This window comes from Streptomyces sp. Ncost-T10-10d, assembly GCF_900091955.1.
GTDB lineage: Bacteria > Actinomycetota > Actinomycetes > Streptomycetales > Streptomycetaceae > Streptomyces.
On record NZ_FMDF01000070.1, the window covers coordinates 17493 to 42041 of the forward strand.

Annotated in this window: 23 protein-coding genes and 4 pseudogenes; 11 read left to right on the forward strand and 16 right to left on the reverse strand. The window is 69.5% G+C overall.

Annotated elements, in window-relative coordinates:
- Positions 1–7: 7 nt before the first annotated feature.
- The 3 genes and pseudogenes from GA0115254_RS09485 to GA0115254_RS09490 form a co-directional block, all read right to left on the reverse strand.
- A pseudogene (locus GA0115254_RS09485) lies at positions 8–1957 on the reverse strand (ThuA domain-containing protein); the annotation flags it as partial.
- Between the two features lie 6 nt (positions 1958–1963).
- Positions 1964–3172: pseudogene (locus GA0115254_RS47445) on the reverse strand (ThuA domain-containing protein); the annotation flags it as partial.
- Positions 3173–3192: 20 nt separating this feature from the next.
- On the reverse strand, positions 3193–4170 hold the full coding sequence (locus tag GA0115254_RS09490) for a multicopper oxidase domain-containing protein (protein ID WP_093894828.1): 978 nt from the start codon (positions 4168–4170) through the stop codon (positions 3193–3195).
- Positions 4171–4921: 751 nt separating this feature from the next.
- On the opposite strand from GA0115254_RS09490, the pseudogene GA0115254_RS09495 reads away from it, so the two are divergent.
- From GA0115254_RS09495 to GA0115254_RS09505, 3 genes and pseudogenes are all read left to right on the forward strand, one after another.
- Positions 4922–6454 (forward strand): annotated as a pseudogene (locus GA0115254_RS09495) (OmpL47-type beta-barrel domain-containing protein); the annotation flags it as partial.
- Between the two features lie 343 nt (positions 6455–6797).
- Entirely contained in the window at positions 6798–7988 is a 1191-nt protein-coding gene (locus GA0115254_RS09500; RefSeq protein ID WP_093894830.1) for an ROK family protein, read from the forward strand.
- 54 nt (positions 7989–8042) lie between these two features.
- Positions 8043–8312 (forward strand): annotated as a pseudogene (locus GA0115254_RS09505) (macro domain-containing protein); the annotation flags it as partial.
- A gap of 93 nt (positions 8313–8405) precedes the next feature.
- Here GA0115254_RS09505 and rpsR read toward each other — a convergent pair.
- The 4 genes from rpsR to rpmG are packed head-to-tail and all read right to left on the reverse strand — an operon-like array spanning position 8406 to position 10298.
- Positions 8406–8642, reverse strand: a complete 237-nt coding sequence (gene rpsR / locus GA0115254_RS09510) for a 30S ribosomal protein S18 (RefSeq protein WP_093894831.1) — start codon at positions 8640–8642, stop codon at positions 8406–8408.
- A 48-nt stretch (positions 8643–8690) separates the two neighbouring features.
- A complete protein-coding gene (locus GA0115254_RS09515) occupies positions 8691–9845 on the reverse strand; it encodes a CobW family GTP-binding protein (protein ID WP_093894832.1) in 1155 nt (384 codons plus the stop codon).
- Entirely contained in the window at positions 9845–10099 is a 255-nt protein-coding gene (locus GA0115254_RS09520; RefSeq protein WP_093894833.1) for a type B 50S ribosomal protein L31, read from the reverse strand. Before GA0115254_RS09520 ends, GA0115254_RS09515 begins: the two co-directional genes overlap by 1 nt.
- A 34-nt stretch (positions 10100–10133) precedes the next feature.
- Positions 10134–10298, reverse strand: coding sequence for a 50S ribosomal protein L33 (gene rpmG / locus GA0115254_RS09525; protein ID WP_093894834.1), 165 nt, complete (start codon positions 10296–10298; stop codon positions 10134–10136).
- Between the two features lie 66 nt (positions 10299–10364).
- Between rpmG and rpmB the strand changes: the two genes are divergently transcribed.
- The 4 genes from rpmB to GA0115254_RS09545 all read left to right on the forward strand — a co-directional run bounded on the left by rpmB (position 10365) and on the right by GA0115254_RS09545 (position 13420).
- A complete protein-coding gene (gene rpmB, locus GA0115254_RS09530; protein ID WP_093894835.1) occupies positions 10365–10601 on the forward strand; it encodes a 50S ribosomal protein L28 in 237 nt (78 codons plus the stop codon).
- Complete coding sequence (gene rpsN, locus GA0115254_RS09535; protein WP_093894836.1) at positions 10601–10906, forward strand: 30S ribosomal protein S14; 306 nt, start codon at positions 10601–10603, stop codon at positions 10904–10906. Before rpmB ends, rpsN begins: the two co-directional genes overlap by 1 nt.
- A 496-nt stretch (positions 10907–11402) precedes the next feature.
- Entirely contained in the window at positions 11403–12875 is a 1473-nt protein-coding gene (locus tag GA0115254_RS09540; protein WP_093894837.1) for an AlkA N-terminal domain-containing protein, read from the forward strand.
- Positions 12876–12895: 20 nt separating this feature from the next.
- Positions 12896–13420 carry a methylated-DNA--[protein]-cysteine S-methyltransferase gene (locus tag GA0115254_RS09545; protein WP_176740048.1) on the forward strand — a complete coding sequence of 175 codons (525 nt, stop codon included), beginning with the start codon at positions 12896–12898 and terminating at the stop codon, positions 13418–13420.
- A 105-nt stretch (positions 13421–13525) separates the two neighbouring features.
- Here the strand turns inward: GA0115254_RS09545 and GA0115254_RS09550 are convergent, their stop codons facing one another.
- On the reverse strand, positions 13526–14110 hold the full coding sequence (locus GA0115254_RS09550; protein ID WP_093894838.1) for a TMEM165/GDT1 family protein: 585 nt from the start codon (positions 14108–14110) through the stop codon (positions 13526–13528).
- Between the two features lie 337 nt (positions 14111–14447).
- Between GA0115254_RS09550 and GA0115254_RS09555 the strand changes: the two genes are divergently transcribed.
- The gene (locus GA0115254_RS09555) at positions 14448–14852 is read left to right on the forward strand and encodes a (2Fe-2S) ferredoxin domain-containing protein (RefSeq protein ID WP_093894839.1); all 405 of its coding nucleotides are present in this window, start codon (positions 14448–14450) and stop codon (positions 14850–14852) included.
- A gap of 85 nt (positions 14853–14937) precedes the next feature.
- Here the strand turns inward: GA0115254_RS09555 and GA0115254_RS09560 are convergent, their stop codons facing one another.
- Entirely contained in the window at positions 14938–15687 is a 750-nt protein-coding gene (locus tag GA0115254_RS09560) for an SIR2 family NAD-dependent protein deacylase (RefSeq protein WP_093894840.1), read from the reverse strand.
- 68 nt (positions 15688–15755) lie between these two features.
- On the opposite strand from GA0115254_RS09560, the gene GA0115254_RS09565 reads away from it, so the two are divergent.
- The gene (locus GA0115254_RS09565) at positions 15756–15950 is read left to right on the forward strand and encodes a DUF2191 domain-containing protein (RefSeq protein WP_093894841.1); all 195 of its coding nucleotides are present in this window, start codon (positions 15756–15758) and stop codon (positions 15948–15950) included.
- Here the strand turns inward: GA0115254_RS09565 and GA0115254_RS09570 are convergent.
- Both GA0115254_RS09570 and GA0115254_RS09575 read right to left on the reverse strand, forming a co-directional pair.
- Positions 15925–17127, reverse strand: a complete 1203-nt coding sequence (locus tag GA0115254_RS09570; protein ID WP_093894842.1) for a hypothetical protein — start codon at positions 17125–17127, stop codon at positions 15925–15927. The two genes, GA0115254_RS09565 and GA0115254_RS09570, sit on opposite strands and share 26 nt — an antisense overlap.
- Positions 17128–17319: 192 nt before the next feature.
- The gene (locus GA0115254_RS09575; RefSeq protein WP_093894843.1) at positions 17320–17814 is read right to left on the reverse strand and encodes an NUDIX domain-containing protein; all 495 of its coding nucleotides are present in this window, start codon (positions 17812–17814) and stop codon (positions 17320–17322) included.
- 132 nt (positions 17815–17946) lie between these two features.
- Between GA0115254_RS09575 and GA0115254_RS09580 the strand changes: the two genes are divergently transcribed.
- Positions 17947–19062 carry a glycerate kinase gene (locus GA0115254_RS09580; protein WP_093894844.1) on the forward strand — a complete coding sequence of 372 codons (1116 nt, stop codon included), beginning with the start codon at positions 17947–17949 and terminating at the stop codon, positions 19060–19062.
- Positions 19063–19129: 67 nt separating this feature from the next.
- Here the strand turns inward: GA0115254_RS09580 and GA0115254_RS09585 are convergent, their stop codons facing one another.
- The 3 genes from GA0115254_RS09585 to GA0115254_RS09595 form a co-directional block, all read right to left on the reverse strand.
- Entirely contained in the window at positions 19130–19639 is a 510-nt protein-coding gene (locus GA0115254_RS09585) for an SRPBCC family protein (RefSeq protein ID WP_093894845.1), read from the reverse strand.
- 128 nt (positions 19640–19767) lie between these two features.
- Entirely contained in the window at positions 19768–20727 is a 960-nt protein-coding gene (locus GA0115254_RS09590) for an MASE1 domain-containing protein (protein WP_093894846.1), read from the reverse strand.
- Between the two features lie 110 nt (positions 20728–20837).
- A complete protein-coding gene (locus tag GA0115254_RS09595; RefSeq protein ID WP_093894847.1) occupies positions 20838–21665 on the reverse strand; it encodes a PP2C family protein-serine/threonine phosphatase in 828 nt (275 codons plus the stop codon).
- Positions 21666–21850: 185 nt separating this feature from the next.
- Between GA0115254_RS09595 and GA0115254_RS09600 the strand changes: the two genes are divergently transcribed.
- Positions 21851–22882, forward strand: a complete 1032-nt coding sequence (locus tag GA0115254_RS09600; protein ID WP_093894848.1) for a zinc-binding alcohol dehydrogenase family protein — start codon at positions 21851–21853, stop codon at positions 22880–22882.
- A gap of 127 nt (positions 22883–23009) precedes the next feature.
- Here the strand turns inward: GA0115254_RS09600 and pssA are convergent, their stop codons facing one another.
- Both pssA and GA0115254_RS09610 read right to left on the reverse strand, forming a co-directional pair.
- Positions 23010–23831, reverse strand: coding sequence for a CDP-diacylglycerol--serine O-phosphatidyltransferase (pssA, locus tag GA0115254_RS09605; protein WP_176740052.1), 822 nt, complete (start codon positions 23829–23831; stop codon positions 23010–23012).
- 22 nt (positions 23832–23853) lie between these two features.
- Positions 23854–24501 (reverse strand): phosphatidylserine decarboxylase, encoded by a 648-nt coding sequence (locus GA0115254_RS09610; RefSeq protein WP_093894850.1) that lies wholly within the window; start codon positions 24499–24501, stop codon positions 23854–23856.
- Between the last annotated feature and the right edge of the window lie 48 nt (positions 24502–24549).

Here is a 24549-nt window from a genome sequence, read left to right on the forward strand (position 1 = left end):
GCGGCTTCGGGGTGGCCGGGCCACCCTGGTAGCTGATGCGGATGAGCTTCTGGTTGGAGTGCAGGCTGAAGAAACCGCCCGCGTAGTCGAGCATGTACAGCGCACCGTCGGGACCGAACTTGGCGTCCATCCAGCTCTGCAGCTGGGTGGCACCGCTGCCGGGTGCGATGATGCTGCGCAGGTCCTCGCCGAAGGCCGGCGCGCCCGCGTCCTTGACCCGGTCGGGGTCGACGGTCACCGCGACCCGGTTGTTGGCGTTCGATTCGTCACCGATGAACCATTTGTCCTCCCAGTACGCCGGCCAGGCGACACCGCTCTTGGTGTCCACCTGGGAGCGGTGGTAGGTCGGACCGGACATGACGGCCTGGCCGCCGCCCTTGAGGTACGGCTGGGTGTAGGTGGCCTCGCTGTCGACGTAGCTCGGGACACCGCTGCCGTCGGAGCGCTTGGGGAAGACCGGGCCGCCGCCCTGGGGCGAGTACCAGATCATGTTGTCGCGGGCCGGCGGGATGTCCACCAGGCCGGTGTTGCGCGGCGACTCGTTCTTGAGGTGGTCGCAGTCGTACCAGCCGGTGAGGACACTGGCGTCGGTGTTGCTGCGGTCACGGTACGGCTGCCGGTTGCCCATGCAGTACGGCCAGCCCTGGTTGCCCGCGGAGGTGATGATCGTGGCCGTCTCGTACTTGGCCGGGCCCAGCTCGGGGCTCGGGGCTCCCGCGTCCGGCCCGACCCAGCCGGCATTCAGCCAGTTGTGTACCGGGTCGACGGAGAGCCGTGAGATGTTGCGGACACCCATCACGTAGATCTCGGGGCGGGTCTTGGCCGTGCCCGGCGGGAAGAGGTTCCCCTTGGGGATGGTGTAGGTGCCGTCGGGCTCGGGGTGGATGCGGATGATCTTGCCGTTGAGGTCGTTGGTGTTGCCGGCGGTGCGGCGGGCGTCCTGGAAGGAGACACCCTTGTAGTCCTGGGTCCAGTTGTTCCCGGAGTAGCCGCTGGAGCCGCCGGAGGAGTTGCTGTCACCGGAGCCGATGTAGAGGTTGCCGTCCTTGTCGAAGGACATGCCGCCGCCGGCGTGGCAGCAGCTGTGTATCTGGGTGTCCCAGTGCAGCAGGTCCTTTCGGGTGCGCTGGTCGATGGACTCGGTCGCGAAGTCGTAGGTCAGCCGGGAGACCGTCCGCTGGCCGATCCGCTTGTCGCGGTCGATCGACTCGTGCGGCATCCAGTAGATGTAGATCCACCCGTTCTTCTCGAACTTCGGGTCGAGGGTGATGCCGACGAGGCCTTCCTCGTTCTTGACCAGTTCGTCGCCGCTGCCCCGGTTGCCCATCACATCGAGTGTGGTCAGCAGCTTGACCTGCTTGGTCTTGGAGTCCCACTGGTGGATGGTGCCGCAGCCCAGGCCGACCTTGGGGTCGTTCCAGGAGCTGATCGGGCCGGACGGGCAGGCGGCCTTGCCGATGTAGAAGGCATTGCCGTCAGGGGCCATGGTGAGGCCGTGCGGCTCACCGATCTGGTCGAGCTGCCCCGCCTGGTTCTGGGCGGTCAGGCGCTCGGTCTTGTAGTTGGACGCGATGGTCGCCTGGCAGTCGCCGCGGACCATGCCGGTGGTCCACCGGATGGCGCCGAGGAGGTGGCTCTGGAACTTCGTGTCGGTGGTGTAGCTCTCCTCGGTGCGGCCCATGCCGGTGTAGAAGGACCGGCCGCCGTCGTAGTCGCGGCACCACGAGATCGGGTGGAACGGGCCGTTGGCGCTGATTCCCGGCTTGTACTTCCACTCCTCGACCTGGGCAATGGTGTGGACCTTGCCGATCGGGTTGGGGTCCCAGTTGATCCACTGGTCCGAGCGGGTCCAGTTGAGCGGCAGGCCCTTGTTGGCCGGGTGCTGGCGGTCCGTCACGTCGACGACGGCCTGCTGGACCTTGGAATCCTGCGGAGGCGTCGGGTTGGAGTTGAAGAGCCGCAGCTCGGCCAGCTGGGTCAGCGGCTCACCACTGTTCGCGGTGATCTCCAACCGGTAGTTCTGGTAGGCCTGCTTGTTGGTGAACTGGAACTGCCTGGTCTGGAACCGCGACGGGAAGGTCTCGCCGGTCCGGGTGTCCAGGGTCGTCCAGCTCTCGCCGTCCTGCGAGCCCTGCAGCTTCCAGTCCTTCGGGTCCCGTCCCGTGAAGTCGTTGGCGGAGGTCAACGCGTAGTTGACCACCGCGGCGGGCTTGTCCAGCTTCATGGTGACCCAGCCGGTCGGCGTATGGGCCAGCCACTTGGTGTCGTTCTTGCCGTCGAACAGCTTGTCCTTGGTTTCGTTCGGCGGGTTCTCCGAGTTGACCGCGCTCTCGACGACCTTCTCGGGGTCGGGGAGGCCCAGGGCCGGGCGGGTGCCGATCAGCCCGGTGAACCAGGAGGAGTCGGACTGGGCCCGGGCGGCGTCGTGGACGCCGACGAAGCCGCCTCCGTTGTTGATGTACGACTGGAACGCGGCTTCCTGCTCGGCGTTGAGCTTCACGCCGTCGGCCGACAGGAACACCACACCTCGGTACTTGGCGAGGTCGGCGGTGTTGAACACGCTCGCGTCCTCGGACTCGACGACCTCGAACCCGTTCTTCTCGCCGAGGTTCTCGATCGCCGCCGTTGCCTTGTTGACCGGGTCGTCCTGCTTGGCGGCCGGTCCGTGGAAGACCAGGACGTTCACCTGGGTTTCGGCGGCGGCGTCCTGGTCCCGGGTGACGCGTTCGACGGGTGGCTGCGCCTGCGCCTGGACGGTCGGCAGCGTGGACAGCCCGACGGTCATTGCGGCGCTGGACAGCAGAACGACCGCGCGGCGCCAGGGCCACGCGTGACGAGAGGTCCGCGCAGGACGTGACGGCGGTGATCCGCTTCGTCTCGACAGGGAGAACCGGTCTCTCTTGCCCATGCTTGCTCCTTGACTCGATCCGGAAACGGAAGAGCGATCAGGGGATGGAGCGAGGGCTGCCGCAGAGGCCCCGCCCGGCATGCGCCGGGCGCGACGGCTTTCAGCGGGCGGTGACGCGGCCCGCGAAGGACGGGGTGCCGGAGCAGGGAGGTCAGGTTCGCCTCCGGTCCTGGCGGGCGAGTACCGAACGGCGGCAGACTGGTACACGCCCGTCAGGCCGTCAGGCAGGCCTGACGGGCGTGGCTTCGGGGGCGGAGCCCGCATCAGGACCCCGCCGCTGCCTTCTAGTGGTGGGGCATGCCGCCGGGGACCGTGCCGTCGGCCTCGGTCACGAGGAAGACCCCGACCATGCCCATGTCTGCATGGCTCTGGACATGGCAGTGGTACATCCAGGCACCAGCGCCGACCCGGGCACCCGCGATCACCTGGAACCCGAAGGAGTCACCGGGGCCGACGGTCTTGGTGTCGATGACCGCGCTCACGTCCTGCGGACCTTGCAGGATCCCGGTGCGGTTGTCCACCCAGCGGTGCCCGTGCACATGGAAGGTGTGGAAGAACTCCCCGTGGGTGATGACGATGAACTCCACGCGCTCGCCGCGGACAGCCGTGAAGGTGGGTGCGTTGTGGTGGGCCTTGTTGTTGATCGTCATGTCGTTGAAAACGACCGTGAACTGCTTGTCCGGCAGCACGTCGCCCTTGCGGCGCACGATCACGGGTCCGTACAGGCCCTTCTTGAGGCCGCCCGTGCCGTGTTCGGTCCCCACATTGTGATCGTGGTACTGCCAGTAGCCGGCGCTGCCGGCCTCCCACGTCCCGTCGTGATTCGGTCCCGGGGCGTGGGTGCGCCAGACGTAGGTCCGTCGGCCGCCCGGCTCGACAACGCTGTCATTCATCTTGGTGCCGTCGCTGGCGACGTCGTAGTCCACGCCGTGCACGTGCAGACTCGCAGCGACGTTCAGGTTGTTGACGACCTCGATATGCATCGTGTCGCCCTCGGTCAGCTCGATGAGCGGGCCGGGAATCGACGCCTTACCGGGCTCCAGGCCGTAGCCCATCTCCCCGTTCGGCAGGTTCTCCATGTACAGCGTCAGCTCACGGACGGTGCCCTTGCCGTTTCCTTGACCGTTTCCTCCACCGGGCTTGTCCTTCGGGGCGGCGGCGGTGGCGCCGAGCACCGTGGGCACGACCGCCGCGGCGGCCGCGCCGGTGGCGAAAGCTCGCCGGGAGAAGAGGCGTCTCGTGCCTGCGCCTGAGTCGGTCATCGCTCTCCAATCCTCGAAACGCGAAGGTGCTCGAAGGCGTTTCGTGGTCGTGGTGTGAGCCGCCGCAGACGGCAGCTGTCCCGTCGCGGCGGTACGCGGTGGTGCGCCGGGCGTTCGGCCCCGCGAGGCAGGCGGGGCGTTCGCCGAACCGAACTCCGGTGGAGACGATCCGACTTGGCCGGACCCCCGTGGAAGCGGTCCGGCTTGGCTCGATGTGCCGGCCAGGGCCGGGATCGGATCGGCTGGGCGAAGGGGATTCGCCTCGGGACCTGGACACCGTAGCGGGCACGTATCCAGTTTTTCCAGACTCAGGTCAAAGTTGGTTGGATCCTGGTCATAGGTCTTGGCAGATAGTCAAAAGACCCGCTAACTTCCCATCGTTGCCGCATGGAAAGAGGTTGCGTGAACCCCGCCCTCGGGTTCGCGGTGCCAGCGGCCTCGTAACGACAGGGGCGGATGCCGCCTGTGCGTGACTGACGGCGGCCCCCGCCGTCGTGGCGCGCGGGCGATCTACCTAAGCGCGGCACTCGCCCCGTTCCGTCCAGGGCGCCGGTCCGGTGAGTGGAGTACTCGCGTCTCGAACGCGCTCATCCCAGCGGCTGATTGTCCACCCGGCGTGACCGCGAGTCCTGCGCGGTGCCGCACAAGCGAATTCCCGAAAGGTGCAGCGGTGTCCAGAAGACTGCTCCATGCCCAGACGGATCCGCCCCCCTCAAGATCCGCGCTACGTGACCGATTCAGCGAGCATCCGGTGCTGATGGCGCTGATGGCCGTTGTCTTCACAGCTTTCGCATTGGCCGTTCCGGCCGCGTACGCGGCGGTGAATCGCGCGGAGGAGCCCGCAGCGACCCAGGTGCTCACCTGGACGGCCGGCGACGACTACATGAAGTACACGTCAGCCCCCGCCACCGCGGTGGCGGGCAAGGCGACCATTGTGTTCGAGAGCAGCGCGGCGACCGGCAACACGACGGGGTTGACGCACACCCTGACGTTCGACGTCTCGAACCCCGACTACAACAGTGACGTCAGCCTCAACATCCTGGCGAGCCCCTTCGACCCCGAGGGAGGCAGGCACACGGCCGAAGTCACCCTCACGCCTGGCGTCTACCGCTATTTCTGCGCGATGCCGGGCCACCAGATGATGACGGGTGAGCTCATTGTCACCGCCGCGCCCGGCGACGACACCACTGCGCCGGAAACGTCGGCGACGGTGTCGGGGACGAAGGACGCTGCCGGGAACTACGTCGGCAGTGCGAATGTGACGGTGACTGCTTCCGACGCGGAGTCGGGTGTGGCTGGAATTGAGTACTCGCTCGACGGTGCGGCGTACAGGAGTTACACAACTCCGGTTGCTGTCAGCAGTGTTGGTCAGCATGCGTTGGCCTATCGGGCGACGGACAAGGCGGGCAACACCTCGTCGGTGAAGTCGGTGGAGTTCACTGTTGTGGCGCCTGAGCCGCCGAAGGACACCACTGCGCCGGAGACGTCGGCGACGGTGTCGGGGACGAAGGACGCTGCCGGGAACTACGTGTCGAGCGCGACGGTCACGGTGACTGCTTCCGACGCGGAGTCGGGTGTGGCTGGAATCGAGTACTCGCTCGACGGCGCGTCATACCGCGCCTACACGGCGCCCGTTGCTGTCAACGCCGTGGGCCGACACGCATTGGCCTATCGAGCGACGGACAAGGCGGGCAACACCTCGTCGGTGAAGTCGGTGGAGTTCACCGTCGTGGCGGCTCCGCCCGAGGACAGGACACCGCCGCAGGTGTCGGCCTCCGCCTCCGGCACGAAGAACGACTCCGGTGACTACGTCGGCAGCGCGAAGGTGACGGTGACGGCCTCGGACGCGGAGTCGGGTGTGGCCAGGATCGAGTACTCCCTCGGCGGTGCCCCCTACCTCCAGTACTCCGCCCCGGTGGCGATCGACAGAGCCGGGAGCCACACCTTGCTCTACCGGGCCACCGACAAGGCCGGCAACACGTCCACGCCGCAGTCGCTGTCCCTCACCATCGTCGACAGCAAGCCGCCGACCGACTGTCCTGAAACGGACGACCGCTCCACCGTGTTCACCGGCTCGATCAACACCGGTGTCCCGAACCGCATCACGACCAACGGCTGCACGGTCAACGAGCTGATCGAGGATCACCGGGCCTGGAAGAACCACGGCGCGTTCGTCTCGCACGTCGGGGAGATCGTCACGACGCTGCGGAAGGAGGGAGTCCTCGACCAGCGGGAGGCCGCCGAGATCAAGAAGGCGGCCGGCCAGTCCGACGTCGGCATGCCGACTCGCGGTCCCGCCGGTCGCTGAGTCACGGCCCGGCGGTGACACCGCCTGAGCCGTGTGCCTCGGTCGACTGCATCAGCAGTCCGCCGCGGCGACCCAGACAGCACACCAGGGTTGATGGGGTGGAGAGTTGGACGGCTCCACCCCATCGCCCGGCCGCATCAGCAGCCGAGGCGGCAACGATGCAGTGCTGCCCCGCACCGGCTTTGTCCGTCAGCTGATGAAAGTCCTGTGAATCGGTGCACGAGTTTCTTTTGCCTTCGAGCACGGTGCTACGGTCCGGGTGGAAGTCGCACCCCCAAACACCGGGCATGCGAACGGCTCTGGCCACGACGGGGGCGGCGTGAGGAGTACGACGGCTCGACCGGCCAATGTCCATCAGGCCCGGCTGCTTCGCCTCCTGCGCGACCTCGGCCCGCAGTCCCGGGTCGCCCTCGGCGACCAGGTAGAGCTGTCGCGCTCCAAGCTCGCGTTCGAGATCGACCGCCTGCTGGAAACCGGCCTGGTCGTCCCGGACGGCCTCGCCGCCTCCCGCGGCGGCCGCCGCTCGCACAACGTCCGGATTGCCCCGTCACTGCGGTTCCTCGGCGTGGACATCGGCGCCACCTCCGTGGATGTCGCGGTCACCGACGCCGAGTTGGGCGTCCTCGGCCATGTGGCCGAGCCGCTGGACGTGCGCGACGGCCCGGTCGCGGTCTTCGAGCGGGTGCTCGCGTTGGTCGGCAAGCTGCGCGAGACGACATCGGTGGAGCACTTCGACGGCGCCGGGATCGGCGTGCCGGGACCCGTCCGGTTCCCCGAGGGTGTCCCCGTCGCGCCGCCGATCATGCCCGGGTGGAGCGGCTTCCCCGTCCGCGAAGCGATGAGCCAGGAGCTCGGCTGCCCCGTTCTCGTCGACAACGACGTGAACCTGATGGCCCTGGGCGAGCAGCAGGCCGGCGTCGCCCGGTCCGTGCGCGACTTCTTGTGCGTGAAGCTCGGGACCGGTATCGGCTGTGGCATCGTCGTCGGCGGCGAGGTCCACCGAGGTATCACCGGCAGTGCCGGCGACATCGGCCACATCCAGGTGGACCCGGACGGGCCGCGGTGCGCCTGCGGCAACACCGGTTGCCTGGAGGCGTACTTCGGCGGCAACGCCCTTGCACGCGACGCGACCGCGTTCGCCCAGTCCGGCCGCTCGACGGAGCTGGCCGGACGGCTCGCATCGGCCGGAAGGCTGACCCCCGAGGACGTGTCGGCCGCCGCGGGCGCCGGAGACGCCGCGGCCCTGGATCTGATCCGCTGGGGAGGCAACCGTACCGGTCAGGTCATCGCCGGCCTGGTCAGCTTCTTCAACCCCGGCCTGGTGGTCATCGGAGGAGGGCTCACCGGACTGGGCCACAACCTCCTGGCGAGCATTCGTACCCAGGTCTACCGTCAGTCGTTGCCGTTGGCGACCGGCAACCTGCCGATCGTGCTCGGAGACCTCGGCCAGGTCGCCGGCGTCGTCGGCGCCGCGCGGCTGATCAGCGACCACATCTTCTCACCGGCCTGACGCTTCGACACGCGGCCGGAACCCGTGGTGAGGCGGGCCATGCGACGTACCTGCCCGGTCTGGAGCGGCGCCGAGGACCGTTCCGCGCTCCTCGCCTCCTGCTGCCGCGAATTGCTTCGTGTGGCTGCGCAGCCGGTGGCTCGTACCGTCGCCTTCCCCGCCATCTCGACCGGGATCTACGGTTTGCCCATGGGTGACGGGGTGTGTATCGCCGTCCGTACGGTTCCGTAGGAGGCCGCCCCGCTCGTCGAGGAGGTGCGGTTCGTGCTGTTCGACGCGCATGCGTATGCGGAGTTCGAGGAGGCCCTGGCAGCGCAGGACTGATGGGCGTGGCGCGTACGCAGGGCCCTGACGCGAGGGGGCCGCGTGCGGTCGACCGGCCGGGGAGGGGCCGGCGAGCGCACGCAACCTGCGCCGTTACCTGTGCGCGTAGGGCAGCAGGGCCATCTCACGAGCATTCCTGATTGCCCGGGCGAGCTGTCGCTGCTGCTGCGCGGTGACCCGGGTCACGCGACGGCTGCGGATCTTGCCGCGGTCGGAGATGAACTTCCGCAGCAGATCGGTGTCCTTGTAGTCGATGCAGGTGATCCCGGCCGCGTCCAGCGGATTGGGGCGGGACTTCAGCGGCTTGTGGGGATCGTTGTGTCGTGCCATGTGACATTCCTTGGAGGTGGGGGCTGCGCCGCCGTGTTCGGCGCGGGGTCAGGAAACCTGGTTGAGGAGCGAGTCGAAGGGGGCCGGGAGCTGTTTCCACGCCTCGGGTCCTGCGGCGTATTCGGTGTCGGTGAGCAGACAGGATTCGAGGAGTTCGGCCAGCCCGTCGCGGTCGAGGCCGGGGGAGGTGAAGACGAGGTGCTGGCAGCAGTCGCCGTGCTCGGGGTGCCAGTCGAGCGAGGCCGCCGCCCTGCGCATGGGGGGCACCATGTCCCAGGCCGCGTCCGGCAGGGAGGCCAGCCACGGCCCTGCGCTCTCCAGGCAGAGCGCACCACCGGCGGCGTCCCAGGCCAGAAGGGTGTCGGGGCGGTCGGCGAGCCAGAACCGGCCTCGGCTGCGCGCGGCCGCGCAGCACAGGTCTTCCAGCGCCTCGTAGAGCCGCTCGGGATGGAAGGGGCGGCGGCGGTGCCAGACGAGCGTGGCGACCCCGGCCTCGTCCGCCTCCTGCGGCAGCAGGGCGCAGGCGGGGTGCTGGGCCGCGGCCGCAGCCTCCACGTCGAAGCCCGCGAAGGCCAGTCGGCCGAGTTCGCCCGAACCGGCGGGCACCTGATGTGCGGTCGGGTGGAGCTGAGTGAGCAGCGCGCGGTCCTCGTCGTCGGCCGCTTCGCTGTCGACGAGCGCGAGCACGGGCGCGTACTCCAGCTGTCGCGCCCAGGTGTCTCCCACGGTTCGCCGGTCGGTGGTGGCCGCCGCGAGACCCGCTTCGGCCAGGTCGTCGCCGTTGCCGAGGTACGGCAGCACGAGCGCGGGGTCGACGGCCGTCATCACATTGGTGAGTTCGAGTACGTGACCGCCGTGCGCGACGACGACCTCGGCCATCGCCCTGGGCTCGACGGAGTCCCAGAGCTCGACGATCGCCAGCCGGGTCGGACCGCTGCCGGCCAGGCGCTCCAGCTCGGGGACCAGGTCCTCGCGCAGAGCGCAGCAGGCGCAGTCGTTGACGAGCGGGGCAGCGCTGTGGGACAGCTCGCCCGATGCGTCCCGTACGACGCGCCGCACGGTGCCCTCGGCGCCGGTGGCCAGATCGTGGTGGAGGGCGACGCTGCCGGGGACGATGCGCAGCAGCCGGTCCACAACCTCCTTGCGGGCATCGGAGTGCAGCCCGCCGACGATCACGACGGGCAACCGGGCCTGGTCCCGCATCAGTTCGCCCCGCGGCGGCCGTAGCGGCGCTCGAACCGCTCGACGCGTCCCGCAGTGTCCAGAACGCGGGCGGTGCCCGTGTAGAAGGGATGGCTCACGGAGGAGATCTCGACATCGACGACGGGGTAGGTGTTGCCGTCCTCCCACTCGACCGTCTTGTCGCTGGTCGCGGTGGAACGGGTGAGGAAGGCGGAACCGGCGGCCTTGTCGCGGAAGACGACGGGACCGTAGGCGGGGTGGATTCCTGGCTTCATGACGGTGTCCTTTCCTGGTGGCGTGCGGGAGCGGTCAGCGCTCTTCGCGGAAGTCGACGTGTTTGCGGGCGACCGGGTCGTACTTGCGCAGGACCATGCGCTCGGGGTCGTTCCGGCGGTTCTTGCGGGTGACGTACGTGTAGCCGGTCCCCGCGGTGGAGCGGAGCTTGACGACCGGGCGTAGTTCGGTGCGAGCCATGGCGCTACTATATGGCAATGATTTCCATTTCCAACAAACGGTTCGCCGTGGAAAGCAGGTAGCGCCATGTCCGCCCACTGCCAACTGACCGGCGCCCGGCCGGGCTTCGGCAACAACATCTCCCACTCGCACCGGCGCACCTCGCGCCGCTTCGACCCCAATATTCAGCGCAAGAGGTACTGGCTGCCGAGCGAAGGCCGCAGCATCCGGCTGACGCTCAGCGCCAAGGCGATCAGGACGATCGACAGGATCGGGATCGAGGCGGCCGTCGCCCGTATCCGTGCCGGGGGAGTGACGGTCTGATGGCCAAGAAGAGCAAGATCGCGCAGAACGAGAAGCGCAAGGCGATCGTCGAGCGGTATGCCGCTCGCCGTGCCGAGTTGAAGGAGATCATCCGTCGGCCGTCCTCCACGGACGCCGAACGCCGTGCCGCCGTGGACGAGTTCCGGCGCCAGCCGCGTGACGCCGCTCCGACCCGGGTGCGGAACCGGGACGGCGTGGACGGGCGGCCGCGCGGGCATCTGCGGAAGTTCGGGCTTTCTCGCGTCCGTATGCGCGAGCTGGCCCATGCCGGATACCTTCCCGGAGTCACCAAGTCCTCCTGGTGACCCGCTCGTTCGTGATGTGTGGTGGCCGGTCGTGATCCCCCGGCCGCTGCGGTTCGCTGAGCGCAGGTGTGGCATGACACAGCCCCGGTGGCCGAATCGGCTACCGGGGGCTGCGGGCGAGAGGGGATCAGGGGGCGCGGGTGACGGTTCCGGCCGCCGTGAGCGCGACGGTGACGGCCGGTGCGGTTGCCGCGCGAGCCGTACGTTTCATCGATGGTCTCCCGGATGTGGGTCCGAAGGGCATGCGGAGACGAACGCTCCGCACCCGGATGCCTGTCCTGCGATGGCGACCGGAACGCTAGGGCCGGGTGTTCGGTGGAGACCAGAAGGGTGCTGTTCATGCTCGTTGATCGCCCTTTAGATCATTCTGCTCAAGATCGATCACCGTCCCGTCCGTTTTGTTCGAGAGGTGAGGAATTCGAAGAGGCCCTGGCAGCGCAAGGCTGATGTCGGATTCTCGCCAGCCCCCGCGTGCCCCGTGACCGATGCTTGAGTCATGCACACCGACACCGAGCGCTGCGTGCGGGCCGTCCAGTCCAAGGACTCCCGCTTCGACGGCTGGTTCTTCACGGCGGTCCTGACGACCCGGATCTACTGCCGCCCCAGCTGCCCCGTCGTGCCGCCCAAGGTCGAGAACATGACCTTCTACCCCAGCGCCGCCGCCTGCCAGCAGGCCGGATTCCGGGCCTGCAAGCGGTGCCGCCCCGACACCAGCCCCGGCTCCCCGGAATGGAACGCCCGTGCCGACTCCGTCGCCCGCGCGATGCGACTCATCCGGGACGGCGTCGTCGACCGCGAAGGGGTCCCCGGTCTTGCGGCCCGGCTGGGCTACTCCGCCCGCCAGATCGAGCGCCAGCTGCTCGCCGAGCTGGGCGCCGGCCCGCTGGCCCTGGCCCGTGCGCAGCGCGCCCAGACCGCGCGGCTGCTCATCGAGACGACCGGGCTCCCCATGGCCGAGGTCGCGTTCGCAGCCGGGTTCTCCTCGATCCGTACCTTCAACGACACCGTCCGTGAGGTCTTCGCACTGGCCCCGGGCGAGCTGCGCAGCCGCGCCGCCCGTTCCGCGACACCGTCGCCCACTCCGGGCGTGATAGCGCTGCGGCTGCCGTACCGGGCCCCGCTCAACCCCACCAACCTCTTCGGCCACCTGGCCGCGACCGCGGTCCCCGGCGTAGAGGAGTGGCGCGACGGCGCCTACCGCCGCACCCTCACCCTCCGGTACGGACACGGCACCGTCGCGCTCAGCCCGCACCCCGACCACATCGTCTGCAGGCTCTCGCTCACCGATCCGCGCGATCTCACCCTCGCGATCAGCCGCTGCCGCTGGCTGCTCGACCTGGACGCCGACCCCGTGGCCGTCGACGAGCAGTTGCGCGCCGATCCACTGCTCGCCCCCCTGGTCGACAAGGCACCGGGACGACGGGTGCCGCGTACCGTCGACGGGGCGGAATTCGCTGTACGGGCGGTGCTCGGCCAGCAGGTCTCGACCGCGGCCGCCCGCACCCACGCCGCCCGCCTGGTCACCGCCCACGGCCTCCCCGTCGACGACCCGGAGGGCGGCCTCACCCATCTCTTCCCGACCCCCGAGGCCCTCGCCGCGCTCGACCCCGAACAGCTCGCCCTGCCGCGCAGCCGTCGCACCACCCTCACCACACTCGTCGGCGCACTCGCCGACGGCACACTGCGACTCGGCACCGACACCGACTGGGAGAAGGCGCGGGCCGAGCTGACCGCCCTGCCCGGCTTCGGCCCCTGGACCGTCGAGGTGATCACGATGCGGGCGCTCGGGGACCCGGACGCGTTCCTCCCCACCGACCTCGGCATCCGCCGCGCGGCCGGACAACTGGGCCTCCCGTCGACACCCGCAGCGCTCACCGCCCGCGCGGCGGCCTGGCGGCCCTGGCGGGCGTACGCAGTCCAGTATCTTTGGACCGTGGACGATCACCCCATCAACCACCTGCCCGCATAAGCAAGTTGGGAAGTTCACTCATGACCGCGACGCATAAGCGTGACGTGACCCGGCAGCACACGGTCGTCGACAGCCCGTACGGTCCGCTCACTCTCGTCGCCACCGACGGAGTCCTCGCAGGCCTCTATATGACGGACCAGCGGCACCGCCCGCCCGAGGAGACCTTCGGCGACCCGGACCCGCGCCCCTTCGCGGAGGCGATCCGTCAGCTCGACGCCTACTTCGCCGGTGAACTGCGCGAGTTCGACCTTCCGCTGCGTCTGGACGGCACCCCGTTCCAGCGCAGCGTCTGGGCGCAGCTCCAGCTGATTCCGTACGGCGAGACCCGCTCGTACGGCGAACTGGCCGAGTTCCTCGGCAAACCGGGCGCCTCACGCGCGGTGGGCCTCGCCAATGGCAAGAATCCGGTGGGCATCATCGTCCCCTGCCACCGTGTCATCGGCGCCTCCGGCAGCCTCACCGGCTACGGCGGCGGGCTCGACCGCAAGCAGCGGCTGCTGGCCTTCGAGAACGGTACGCAGGACGACACCCCGGCACTCTTCTGACGCCGACCGTGGGAAGAACGTGAGGACGGGCTCGGAAGACCTGGTCCGAGCCCGCCCGGAAGCCACGCACGAAAGAGCCGAAGCAGCGCCGTAGCGGCGGAGGCGTCAGCCGGTGAAGATCTCCACGAGGGTCCAGATCGCCAGCCCCAGCATGCAGAGCCCACCGATCCGCTGAACCGTCTTGAGGGGCACCCGCTTCGCGATGAACCGCCCTGCGAGCAGCGCCAGCGCCGAGACGGACATCAGGGCGGCCGCGGACCCGATCGCCGTGGACCAGGTGCCGTTGCTCGCGGCCAGATTGGCCGTGGTGATCTGGGTGAGGTCGCCCCACTCGCTGATGAAGACCGCCATGAACGCGGTCGAGTAGACCGGCCAGAAGCCGGTCACCGTTTTGGTGCCGCCCTCCTCCTCGCCATCGCCGCCGCCGTTGCGCAGCAGCATGAACGCGCCGAACGCGAAGAGGGACGCCGAGACGAGCTTGACGATCCAGTCGGGCAGCAGCCCGATCAGGCTGCCTGCCCCGACGGCGATGGCGACGTGCACGATGAATGCGGAGGACGTACCGAACCAGACATACAGCGGTCGCATACGGGTGCCCATGGCAAGCGACGCGAACATCGTCTTGTCGGGGAGTTCCGCGAGGAAGATCAGCCCGAAGGCGGTGAGGATCGCCAGGGGGTCGAGGTGCATTCCGGGTGGCTTTCTGTAAGAGCCGGGCCCCGGGCCTTCGCGAAGCGCCACTCGGGCTTTTCGGAGGACCACTCGGCCCGGCATGACGTCAGCGCCCACGGGGCGCGGGCGCGTCATACCTGACCGAAGGTCTCGCCCGCCCGTAAGAATCTTCGGGCCCGGCCACCGGGAACCCGGGGGCTCCAGTGTGTCGACGACCGGTTTGCGGGGCTACTCCCCTTCGCAGCCATCCACTCTACCTCACCGGCCGGCGGGGCAGAGCAGGTGTTCGACCCGACGGCAGGGACCGGTAGAGTCCCACGGTGATCATCCGCGCCGGCACCGGAGGCGTCCCTGTATGAGCCGCCGCACCCGCAAGGCCGACCCCGCCCAGGGCACGCCTCGCCCCACGGTCAGCGTCTGCCGCGGCTGCTGCTGCGGGACACCGAAGATCCCGGACGTCGACCACGCCGGTCAGCTCGCCGAGCTGCGCCGCTCGCTCGGCGAGACCGCCACGGTCCGTGCCGTCGAATGCCTGGACGCCTGCGAGCAGGCCAACGTCATCGTCGTGCAGCCTTCCGCGCAGGGACGCAGGGCCGGCGGCCGCCCGGTCTGGCTCGGGCTGGTCAACGACCCGGACGCCGTGACGGACATCGCCGCCTGGGTCGCGGCGGGCGGCCCGGGGCTGGCGGACCCACCCGGGATCCTCGACCTGTACACGTTCCGCCCCTCGCGCCGCATACAGCAGGAACTCGATCACTAGGCCTTCAACAGCCCGTCTCTCGCACTCCCCGGCTCGATCGGTGCCGCTGTGGCAGGGGTGAGCGTTTTTCGGCCGTACCGACCACTCAGCCCCTGGAGCCCGTACCCGTGTCCGGGCCCGCGGCCAGTCGCTTCAGCAGTGCGGGAAACGCCGTGCCGATGGGCTCGCGGATCGTCTCGTCGGCCAGTTCGTCGTACGGCGTGGGATCCGCGTTCACCACGATCAGCCGCGCCCCGTTGTCCACCGCGATCCCGGCCAGCGAGGCTGCGGGCTGCACCTGCAGCGTCGTACCGACCGCGATGAATACCTCGCAGGCCTTGGCGATCGACATCGCCTCGCCCAGCACCACCGGATCGAGCCGCTCGCCGAACATGACCGTCGCCGATTTCAGGATGCCGCCGCAGACGGTGCACGGCGGGTCGGCCTCGCCCGCCTCCACCCGGACCAGCGCCTCGGCCATCGAGGAGCGGGCATGACAGCGGGTGCAGACCGTCTCGCGCGCCGTCCCATGCAGTTCGAGTACCTTGCGGGCGGTCAGACCGGCGAGCTGATGCAGACCGTCGACGTTCTGAGTGATCACCCGCACCGCGGCCCCGGACCGCTCCAGCTCCGCCACCGCACGGTGGGCCGCGTTCGGCTCCGCGCCCCAGGTCGCGCTGGTGCGGCGCATCTGCCAGGAGCGGCGGCGGACCTCCGGATCGGCCATGTAGAAGTCGTACGTGACAAGCTTCTCGGCCTCCGGATCCTTGCGCCAAAGCCCATGGGGCCCGCGGTAGTCGGGGATGCCGGAGTCCGTGGAGATACCGGCGCCGCTGAGGATCGCGACGAGCGTCATGGCACGAGCCTACGCATCGCCGGCCGTCTCCCGCGAGGTCATTTCACCCGGTGCCGCGGTCCCCGCCCATGGCCGAGGCCACCGCAGGTCTCGATGCGGAACGCGTGGTGACGGTGCTCGCGGGCGTCGGCAGCCCGCGGGACGCCGTCGGACACGTGGCGCACGACCACATCGCGCGCGGCCACCGCACCGGAGCGCGGACCGCCGCACGCGAGGAGTCGCTGCGCGAGGTGGACGTCAGGCCGCAGGACCGACAGGGCTGAACGGCGACGGGGTCCGGCCCGTCCAGGTGTTCAGCACGGCGCGGGCCGTCTGCTTGGTGACGCCGCCGTCCTGGACCGTGCCGCTCCGAGCCACATAGAACCGCCCGTCGTCGAGCGAGATCAGCCCGTACTGCCCGTACTGCCCCGGCACCGGCCACCCGTACGTGCCGGTCGCCGCATCGTGCGCGCCATCGCGCAGCGGGGGGAGCAGCAGACCGCGCTCCGGCTTCTGCTGACCGAGGACGGGGCCGCGTACCGGCTTCCTCGCACCGTCCAGTGCGAAGACCGAGTAGTTGGGGAAGCCCGGCTTGGTGCCCTTGTAGACGGCCATCAGCCAGTTGCCGCTGTAGCCGTCGTACTCCAGGTTCTGCACGCCGTACGTGGTGTTCCCGGTGTACGCGAAGAACTTTCCGTCGACGTGTGCGGGGCCGCTGGTGTGCGGGGCGGACTCGGTCAGCGGCCGCTCGTACTTCTTCCACCGTGCGACGTCGTACTGGAGCAGCACCTGGTGGTCGTTGTCCGTGCGACCCGTGTTGGCGTACACGCCGTACGCGACCGTCAGCTTCTGCTCACCGCGCTTGCCGCGCCGGTCGCCGAACGCCGGGCCGAACGCGACGCCGTCGATGCCGCTGCAGCCGTAGCGGTGGTCGGGCGTATGGGCCGTGTCGCCGTCGAAGACGCCGTCGCCGTTCATATCGGCGGTGAAGTCCTTCACCACTTCCCTGAGATGGACGGTCGACACGACACCCGTGGACTGGGCGTCCATGCCCATCCGGGTGATGCGGTCGACGTCGAGGATCGCGATGTAGAAGGACTTCGCCTCCTTGTACTCCAGCGAGCCGTAGACCCTGCCGTCCTTCTCGTTGAAGTCCAGATCGCCGAGATGGCCGGTGAATCCGGTGACCGAGCCGACCGGGTTGCCCTTGAGGTCGGTCTTGACCAGCAGGTTGGTCATCGAGAAGTACATGAAGCCCTTGCGGCGGTCGATGGCCATGCCCTGGACATGCCCCGACTGCCACGCGCCGCCGTCGACCGACAGCGGCACCTTGCGGTGTGCGGCCGGGGCCGAAGCCGGTTCCGCGGCCGCGGTCGACGCCGTGGCGACAACTGCCGTACAGGCGAACGCTGCGACGATCGTGGCCGGCAGCCTGCCGAGGTGTCCCGTGTGCGTACGCATGATCCCTCCGCTGTCGTGGAGTTCGGATGATGCCGGTCGAGCGTGCACTGCGGACAAATGACACATGAACTCGGGTGTCCGGCAGCTGTCGACCGGACTATCAGCTGACGGTCGGTCAAGACAACGGGACGCAAAGGGAATACGGGCTATACGTGACGGGTGGTGGATGCGGGGCGCGAGCGGGCGCATACGTCAGCCGGCCACCGGGCGGCCGTCCTCCAGCTCCACTGCACCACTGCTGGAATCGAGCACGTCCAGTGCCGCCCTCAGGCGCAGCGCGAGACCGCCGTGCAGATAGCGGTCGAGGTCGTCGCGCTCGACCAGTTCCCAGGACAGGAGTTCCTCCTCCTGCAGCCGGATCGCCTTCAACTCCGCCTCGTCCAGCACTCCGCCGTCGTACAGATACGCGGCGATCGGTGGCCGCTTCGGGCCGCGTGCCCAGTCGATCGCGAGCAGCCGTCCCGGCTTCAGATCGAGACCGATCTCCTCGGCCGTCTCGCGTCGCGCGGCCTGCCGAGGGCTCTCGCCCTCGTCCGACTCGACCGTTCCGCCGGGCAGCGCCCAGCCGTCCCGGTAGTTCGGCTCGACGAGCAGCACTCGTCCACGGGCGTCCCGGAACACGGTGGCCGCGGCAGCGAGAACCCGGGGGAGTCCCGCGATGTAGGTGGCGTAGTCAGTGGTGGTCACGCGGGCAGCGTAGTGGGGGCGGAGCCGGTGCGAGGTCGGCTCTGGGCAGCAGGTATCCGCTGCGGATAGGGTCAGGGGCGGCGCGACTGCCTGTTCGAAAGCAAGGGATTCAAGGTGGCGGACGGAGCAGTGATGGAGACCGCACGCGTGCTCGTCGCGGCGGACAAGTTCAAGGGCTCGCTCACGGCCGTACAGGTCGCGGAGCGGGTGACGGCCGGGCTGCGGCGCGTCGCCCCCGGGGTGCAGGTCGAGACCCTGCCGGTGGCGGACGGCGGCGACGGAACGGTGGCGGCGGCGGTGGCCGCCGGGTTCGAGCGCCGCGAGGTGCGGGTGACGGGGCCGCTCGGGGATCCGGTGACCGCGGCGTACGCGCTGCGCGACACCACGGCGGTGGTGGAGATGGCCGAGGCCTCGGGCCTCCAGCACCTCCCCGCAGGGGTGTTCGCCCCGCTCACGGCCACGACGTACGGCTCCGGCGAGCTGCTGGCCGCGGCGCTCGACGCGGGTGCCCGGACGATCGTGTTCGGCGTCGGCGGCAGCGCGACCACGGACGGCGGCGCGGGCATGCTGGCCGCGCTCGGAGCCCGCTTCCTGGACACGGACGGCAAGCCGGTCGGCCCCGGGGGCGGCGGGCTCGCCGACCTGGCCGAGGCGGACCTGTCCGGCCTCGACCCGCGCATGGCCGATGTGGACCTGATCCTCGCCAGCGACGTGGACAACCCGCTGACGGGCCCGAAGGGTGCGCCCGAGGTCTACGGGCGGCAGAAGGGCGCGACCGAGGACGACATCGCGACCCTCGACGCCGCGCTCGCCCACTACGCGTCCGTCCTGGGCCCGGACCACGCCGGACTGCCCGGAGCAGGCGCCGCGGGCGGCATCGGCTACGGGGCGCTGGTCGCTCTCGGCGCCCGGTTCCGCCCCGGCATCGAGGTCATGCTCGATGTCCTCGGCTTCGCGCCCGCACTGGCACGCGCCACGCTGGTGATCACCGGGGAGGGTTCGCTCGACGAGCAGACCCTCCATGGCAAGGCCCCGGCAGGTGTGGCCGCTGCAGCCCGTGCCGCGGGCGTCGAGGTCGTGGCGGTCTGCGGCCGCCTCGCCCTGCGGCCGGAAGCCCTGGCCGGCGCGGGCATCAGCCGCGCGTACGCCCTCACGGACCTGGAACCGGACCCCGTGGTCTCCATGGCCCAGGCGGGACCACTACTGGAACGGGCGTCCGAGGCGATCGCGCGCGATTTCCTGCTGTAATCCGCCGCGGTTTCGGGAAGGGCGGGCAGAGGGCAGCCCTTTCCCGAAACCGCATCCCCACCTCGCGTCACCCCACAGAGGGCGCCGCCCCCTGATCGTCGGTCGTGTCCCCGTCGGTCGTGTCCGCGTCGGGATGGTCCCCGTCGGTGAGCAGCTCCGCCAGACACTGCAGCTCCGTCGGCAGATCACGACGCCACGCCATTGTCACGAACGGCGCAAGAATGATCATTCCGCCGTCCAGATGGGGCTTGACCGAAACGGTGACCATCGTTCCCTGCCGGCTCGGACTCAGCCGGAACTCGAGTTCCGGGGAGTGGCGGCCCAGCGGGGTCCACATTCGCGCACCGCGGAACACCAGGTACTCGACGGGTGTACTCACGGTGCACGTGAGGCGATGCATCCGCCGCCTGCCCGGGAACTTGCACGTGTACTCGTCGCCGCGTTCCGTGCTGATCGGGCCCTCGATCACCTGATCTATGCTCGACGACCACACGGCCAGATTCCGCGGATCCCGGAGAAACGAGAAGATCTCGTCGGCGGGGCGGGACACGTGGACCTTCGCAGACACATAGGGCATGGCTCCACCTCTTATGGCGCCCGTCCGCCGAGTCTCGGCGTCCGGTTGCCCTCGTTGCGGTGCCGTTCGCCCATCAGCTTGCTTCGGATCGCGGGTCCGCGCACTCTTCGTACGGCCGTTGGAGTGATTCAGAGGTCCTGTTGTGACACCTTTTCGGAGAGTTGCTCACAGAGTCGCTTGATCTCCTGGTATGTGCGGTTCCGTTCGGTGACGACCGCCGCGAGGAGCAGCGCTGTGAGTGAGGTGGCTCCGTTGAATGCCTGGAGCGTGATCATGCTGGTGAGGAGACCGTGGTGGGCGAAGGGGCCTGTCATCCGTCCGGCGGCGAGGATCACGAAGACGGACACGCCCAGTGCGCAGCATGCGGCGCCGGCCCGCTCGAAGCGGAAGGCGGCCCAGATCAGGAACGGGAACACGAGGAAGAGCAGGGAAGCGTTGGAGGTGTCGGTCGCCAGGAGGGTGACGGTCAGCGTGCACGCCACCAGCGCGGCGGCCTCCACCCACCTGGGCAGGCCGACGCCGTGCGGCCATCGGACCCTTCGGACGACGAGGAGGAACGGCGTGACGACCATGACGCCCATGGCGTCGCCCGTCCACCAGACCGACCAGGTCGGCCGGAAGTCACCGGCCTGGAGCGCCCCCGACAGGACCAGGATGCCGGTGCCCACGGTCGCGCTGATCAGCATGCCGCCCAGCGCACCGAGGAAGACCAGCGCCAGCGCGTCCCGTAGGCGGTCGAGGGTGTCGTGGAAGCCGGCACGGCGCAGCATCAGGTAGGAGCAGATCGGGGCGAGAGTGTTTCCGGCCGCGATGAACAGGACGGGCACAAGGGAAGGCCCGATGAAAATGTTGACGACGAGGGCGCCGAGCGCGATTCCCGGCCAGATCCGCATACCGAACACGAGCAGCGCCGCGACCGCGATACCGGTCGGGGGCCACAGCGGCGTGACCTGGCCGCGCACCAGCTGCTGGAGCAGCCCCAGACGGGCCGTCGCGAAGTAGCAGACGGCCACCGCCAGGCACGTCAGGACCGTGACCGTGTGCTGCCGGAGCTGTGCGCTGTCCACCACCACAGCATCAGACACCATGCCGAGGCGGCCCGGCCGGTCAGGCACGCCGACGCCACACCGATGAAGCGGACGAACGAGGCACGCCCCTGCCCGGGCTGCCGCCGTGGCCGACGAGTGAGGACGTCCCGCTAGCCGCCGCCCGGCACACCGTCGTAGCGGACGACGAGGACAGCGGCGTCGTCCTCATGACCGGTCAGATCCGCCACCTCGATCACTCGCGAAGCCAGCTCGCCGGGATCGGCCCCGTCCGCCGCACCGACCAGCGCGGACACCGCAGCCAGTCCCTCGTCCATGGGGAAGGCCGGTCCTTCCACGACCCCGTCGGTCACCAGGACCAGATAGCCGGGCTGCTTCAGCCGCCGACGGGTCACGGGGTACTGCTGGCCGGGCAGTATCCCCAGGGGCACCCCGCCGGCGTCCAGGGAGATGCCCGAATGGCCGCCGTCGGTGCCCCAGACGATCGGGACGTGCCCGGCCCGGGCGACGCAGAACTCACCGCTCTGCGGGACGATGCTCAGCAGGCAACAGGTCGTGAACAGGTCGGAGCCCATGGAGATCAGCAGGTCGTTGGCGCACGCAAGCACCTTCCCCGGGTCGACCGTGACGCTGGCGAGGGCCCTGAGACTGGCACGGGCCTCACCCATGAAGGCCGCGGCCTCCACCCCGTGACCCTGCACATCACCGATGGCGATCTCCGCCACCCCGTCCCTCATCGAGAACGCGTCGTAGAAGTCGCCGCCGACAGCCAGACCGTTCTGCGAGGGCGAGTACCGGGCCGCGATCCGGATGCCCGGAAAGTCCGGCAGCTCGGCCGGGAGCATGTGCCGCTGCAGCGCCATGCCCATCTCCGCCCGGGCTCGCTGCAGCCTGATGTTCTCCAACGCCTGATCGACCAGACGCCCCAGGGTGACCAGGAGCTCCTGGGTGCTGTCCGGTGCGCTGCGGTGTCGGTGCATGACGTCCCTGGGCGTTCTCGGTGCGCCCCTGTTGAAACCTTAGCGCTCCTGCCGCCACACGCAGGAGCGCACGGGTGAACACGGTCCGAGCACCGCGGCGGTCCTGGTTCGGGGCTGTGGCTGTCTTCTCGCACACGGACGACGGGCCGGTTGCCTCTCCGACTCCGCCGCCGCACGCTGGATGGGTGGATGGCTCCGTATCCGTCCCGGCCGAGCAGAGCGGCTGGGCCGTCCGGACACCCGGTCCGATCGGCACCGGGCCCCTGACGCGCGTGCACCGCACGATGCCTGCTCCCGGTCCCGGGGAGCTTCTGCTGACCGTGGAAGCGTGCGGTGTCTGCCGCACGGATCTCCATCTGGCCGAGGGCGATCTCCTGCCGCGTCGTCCCTCCACGGTGCCCGGTCATGAGATCGTCGGCCGGGTGGCGGCCGTCGGCGACGGGGCCGGCCTCTTCCGTATCGGCGACCGCGCGGGTGGAGCGTGGCTGCGCGGAACGTGCGGGAGCTGCCGGTACTGCCTGGGCGGCCGGGAGAACCTCTGCCCACGGTCCACCTATACGGGGTGGGACGCGGACGGCGGCTTCGCCGACACGGCGCTGGTTCCGGAGGCGTTCGCCTACCGGCTCCCGGAAGACCAGGACGCCGTCCGGCTCGCACCACTCCTCTGCGCGGGAATCATCGGATATCGGTCGCTGAGGCGCAGTGCGCTGCCGGAGGGCGGGCGGCTGGGAATCTACGGCTTCGGGGCGTCGGCCCATCTGGCTGCCCAGGTGGCCATCGCCGAGGGCGCCACCGTTCATGTGCTGACCCGCTCGGCACAGGCACGCGCGCTCGCTCTGGACCTCGGCGCCGCGTCGGTGGGCGGTGCCTACGACCGCCCACCGGAGCCCCTGGACTCGGCGATCCTGTTCGCACCCGTCGGCGACCTGGTGCCGGTGGCGATGGAGGCACTGGACAGGTCCGGCACGCTCGCCATCGCCGGAATCCATCTGTCGGACATTCCCGTGCTGAACTACCAGCGCCATCTGTTCCAGGAGCGCAATCTGCGCAGCGTCACCTCAAACACCCGCGAGGACGGCCGCGATTTCCTCGCTCTGGCCGGGCGCGTGGGCATCCGGGTCACGGTGAGCCCCTACCCGCTCAGCAGGGCCGACCAGGCACTGGCCGATCTGGCGGCCGACCGGGTGAACGGAGCCGCTGTGCTCGTGCCCGGCTGAGGGCCGGGCGGTGCGCAGCGAGCGGCAGCACCGGGACACGTGCGTCAGCGGGTTCGCTCACCGGCACATGCAGAGGGCCCCGGGTGCTGGGGAACACCCGGGGCCCTCTTACGTATCCGCTGTACCGCTATGGCAGCTGTGTCGCCCGTGCCTCACGCCGGTTGTCGCGGAAGGTGTTCACCCGCCGCGCCGTCGCGAAGAGCGGGATGACCGCTCCCAGGACCACCTGCAGCGCACAGCCGGTCTGGAGAAGCAGCTGACCGCCGGGGGCGTCGAACGCCCACGCGGCGAGGAGCCCCATCGCGGCCACGATCCAGCTGAGCATCGCCACCGCGAGGACACCCCGCGGCTTCGGGTACTCGACCCGGCTGACCATCAGCCACGCCACTCCGACGATCGCGAGCAGCGTCGGTACGAAGGGCAGCTCCAGGAGCACGATCGAGACGACCGTGAGCGCTCCGAAGGGGCTCGGCATGCCCTGGAACATGCCGTCCTTCATGGTCACACAGGAGAATCTGGCAAGTCTGAGCACCACAGCCAGCAGCACCACGATCGCCGCCAGCGCCGAAACCCGTTGGTGTGCGTCGTCCGCGACCATGCCGTACACGAGGACGAAGTACGCCGGGGCGAGGCCGAAGCTGATGAGGTCCGAGAGGTTGTCCAGCTCGGCACCCATCGGCGAGGAGCGCAGCTTGCGTGCCACGAGCCCGTCGAAGAGGTCGAACACCGCGGCCATGAGCATGAGGATCACGGCGGTGGCCGCGGAGTGCCGGGCCATGCCGCTCTCGTCGCTGCCCGTGAGGTGCGGGATGAGGATTCCGGTGGTGGTGAAGTACACCGCCATGAAACCGCATGTCGCGTTGCCGAGAGTGAGGGTGTCCGCTATCGACAGCCGCAGAGAGAGCGGCATGTCCTCGCCGGCGTCCTCCTCGGACTCCGCCTCCGGCACCCAGCCCGCCTGCGTGTCAGGATCAATCACGGTCAATTCGAGTCACCCCCGCGGTGGTGGCCTGGCCGACCTCGACCGCGACATCGATACCTTCCGGAAGGTAGATGTCGACCCGGGAGCCGAAACGGATCAGGCCGATGCGCTCGCCCTGCTCCACCTTCGTGCCCTGCGGGATATACGGGACGATGCGACGGGCGACCGCACCCGCGATCTGCACCATCTCGATGTCACCGAGCTCGGTGTCGAAGTGCCAGACAACGCGCTCGTTGTTCTCGCTCTCCTTGTTGAACGCCGGAACGAACCCACCGGGGATGTGCTCGACCGAGGTCACCGTGCCGGCCAGGGGCGCACGGTTGACATGGACATTCAGCGGGCTCATGAAGATCGCGACGCGGGTGCGCCCGTCCTTCCACGGCATGATGCTCTGCACCACGCCGTCGGCCGGCGAAATGACCCGGCCCTGGGTGATCTCACGCTCGGGGTCGCGGAAGAACCACAGCATGCCCGCCGCGAGCGCAGTCGTGGGCACGGCCACCGCGGCCCAGCGTCCGGACTTGCGGGCCCGGGTGAGGCTGAGTGCCGCGGTGGCGACGGTCGGGAGGAGCCACGGCGAAGCTCCGCGCGCAAGGCGGACTCCGCCGCGTGGTGCAGAGGTTTGGCTGTCGGGCATGGATGACCTTCGTAGCGGATGATGCCGCGCTGGCAACGGGGGACGGCG

What these genes read in the sequence shown, in the direction of transcription:
- GA0115254_RS09490 (WP_093894828.1), bottom strand. Translation starts at nt 4,170, where the DNA reads ATGACCGACTCAGGCGCAGGCACGAGACGCCTCTTCTCCCGGCGAGCT.
- GA0115254_RS09590 (WP_093894846.1), bottom strand. Translation starts at nt 20,727, where the DNA reads ATGGTGTCTGATGCTGTGGTGGTGGACAGCGCACAGCTCCGGCAGCAC.
- GA0115254_RS09515 (WP_093894832.1), bottom strand. Translation starts at nt 9,845, where the DNA reads ATGCGGGACCAGGCCCGGTTGCCCGTCGTGATCGTCGGCGGGCTGCAC.
- GA0115254_RS09610 (WP_093894850.1), bottom strand. Translation starts at nt 24,501, where the DNA reads ATGCCCGACAGCCAAACCTCTGCACCACGCGGCGGAGTCCGCCTTGCG.
- GA0115254_RS09565 (WP_093894841.1), top strand. Translation starts at nt 15,756, where the DNA reads ATGGCCGAGGCCACCGCAGGTCTCGATGCGGAACGCGTGGTGACGGTG.
- GA0115254_RS09540 (WP_093894837.1), top strand. Translation starts at nt 11,403, where the DNA reads ATGCACACCGACACCGAGCGCTGCGTGCGGGCCGTCCAGTCCAAGGAC.
- rpmG (WP_093894834.1), bottom strand. Translation starts at nt 10,298, where the DNA reads ATGGCTCGCACCGAACTACGCCCGGTCGTCAAGCTCCGCTCCACCGCG.
- GA0115254_RS09585 (WP_093894845.1), bottom strand. Translation starts at nt 19,639, where the DNA reads ATGCCCTATGTGTCTGCGAAGGTCCACGTGTCCCGCCCCGCCGACGAG.
- rpsN (WP_093894836.1), top strand. Translation starts at nt 10,601, where the DNA reads ATGGCCAAGAAGAGCAAGATCGCGCAGAACGAGAAGCGCAAGGCGATC.
- GA0115254_RS09570 (WP_093894842.1), bottom strand. Translation starts at nt 17,127, where the DNA reads ATGCGTACGCACACGGGACACCTCGGCAGGCTGCCGGCCACGATCGTC.
- GA0115254_RS09595 (WP_093894847.1), bottom strand. Translation starts at nt 21,665, where the DNA reads ATGCACCGACACCGCAGCGCACCGGACAGCACCCAGGAGCTCCTGGTC.
- GA0115254_RS09555 (WP_093894839.1), top strand. Translation starts at nt 14,448, where the DNA reads ATGAGCCGCCGCACCCGCAAGGCCGACCCCGCCCAGGGCACGCCTCGC.
- rpmB (WP_093894835.1), top strand. Translation starts at nt 10,365, where the DNA reads ATGTCCGCCCACTGCCAACTGACCGGCGCCCGGCCGGGCTTCGGCAAC.
- GA0115254_RS09545 (WP_176740048.1), top strand. Translation starts at nt 12,896, where the DNA reads ATGACCGCGACGCATAAGCGTGACGTGACCCGGCAGCACACGGTCGTC.
- GA0115254_RS09550 (WP_093894838.1), bottom strand. Translation starts at nt 14,110, where the DNA reads ATGCACCTCGACCCCCTGGCGATCCTCACCGCCTTCGGGCTGATCTTC.
- GA0115254_RS09560 (WP_093894840.1), bottom strand. Translation starts at nt 15,687, where the DNA reads ATGACGCTCGTCGCGATCCTCAGCGGCGCCGGTATCTCCACGGACTCC.
- GA0115254_RS09580 (WP_093894844.1), top strand. Translation starts at nt 17,947, where the DNA reads ATGGAGACCGCACGCGTGCTCGTCGCGGCGGACAAGTTCAAGGGCTCG.
- GA0115254_RS09520 (WP_093894833.1), bottom strand. Translation starts at nt 10,099, where the DNA reads ATGAAGCCAGGAATCCACCCCGCCTACGGTCCCGTCGTCTTCCGCGAC.
- rpsR (WP_093894831.1), bottom strand. Translation starts at nt 8,642, where the DNA reads ATGGCACGACACAACGATCCCCACAAGCCGCTGAAGTCCCGCCCCAAT.